Annotated in this window: 1 protein-coding gene; it reads right to left on the bottom strand. The window is 75.2% G+C overall.

Going from position 1 to position 1,005, the window contains the following annotated elements; translation table 11 throughout:
• Positions 1–234: 234 nt before the first annotated feature.
• On the bottom strand, positions 235–1,005 hold a 771-nt coding region (locus ACJA3G_RS37560), incomplete at its 5' end, for a DNA-3-methyladenine glycosylase family protein (RefSeq protein ID WP_406557482.1).

Raw genomic sequence — 1,005 nt, 5'->3', positions numbered from 1 at the left:
GGGTCTCGGCGCTGGTCCAGGGGCCGATACCGGGGATCAGGTGGAGCCTCGCCGCGGCGGCCTCCTGGTCCAGGGCGAGGGCCTCCTCCAGCCGGCGGGCCACGCGTACCGCGCGCAGGAGGGCACGGGCACTTGGAGCGGCTTTGTGTGACGGGGCCTTCGTGTGATGGGGGCCGTTTGTACGGGCCGTCGTGTGAGGTCGGTTCTGGTCGTGCCCGGTCGTACGGGTTCTGCTTACAGCGCGCCGATGTTGCCGGGTGTCATCCGGGGCGCGCGGCGCGGCGGGATCCGGCCGCTGAGGAGGATCAGTCGGGTGGCGCGGTGGCGCTGGCCGGCGTACGGGGCGAGGAGCTCCAGCATCGCGGCGTCGTCGGCGTCGCGGTCGCCCGCCAGGGCGTAGCCGACGATGCTCGGCAGGTGGTAGTCCCCGACGCTGACCAGGTCGGTGGCGCCCATCGCGCGCTGCAGGGTCTCGGCGCTGGTCCAGGGGCCGATACCGGGGATCAGGTGGAGCCTCGCCGCGGCGGCCTCCTGGTCCAGGGCGAGGGCCTCCTCCAGCCGGCGGGCCACGCGTACCGCGCGCAGGACCGTCGACGAGCGTTTGGCGTCCACGCCCGCGCGGTGCCACTCCCAGGACGGGATCAGGGCCCAGGTCCTGGCGTCGGGCATCACGTACATCCGGCCGGGGACCGGGCCCGGGGCGGGCTCGCCGAACTTGCACACCAGCAGCCGCCAGGCGCGGTACGCCTCGTCCGTGGTGACCTTCTGCTCCAGGATCGACGGGATCAGCGACTCCAGGACCAGGCCGGTCCGGGTCAGGCGCAGGCCAGGGCGGCGACGGGCGGACTCGGCGAGGAGGCGGTGGCGGGGGGCGAACCCGGTGGGGTCGTCGGCGTCCCCGAGGAGCGCCGGGAGGTGTTCGAGCAGCCACTCGGCGCCGGGGCCCCATGCCTCGGCCTCGGCGCGGCCGGCGCGGAGGGCCACACGGAGGGGGCCACACGGAGG

Source organism: Streptomyces sp. YS-3 (assembly GCF_045257485.1).
GTDB lineage: Bacteria > Actinomycetota > Actinomycetes > Streptomycetales > Streptomycetaceae > Streptomyces.
This window is presented reverse-complemented; position numbering and strand designations above follow the sequence as displayed.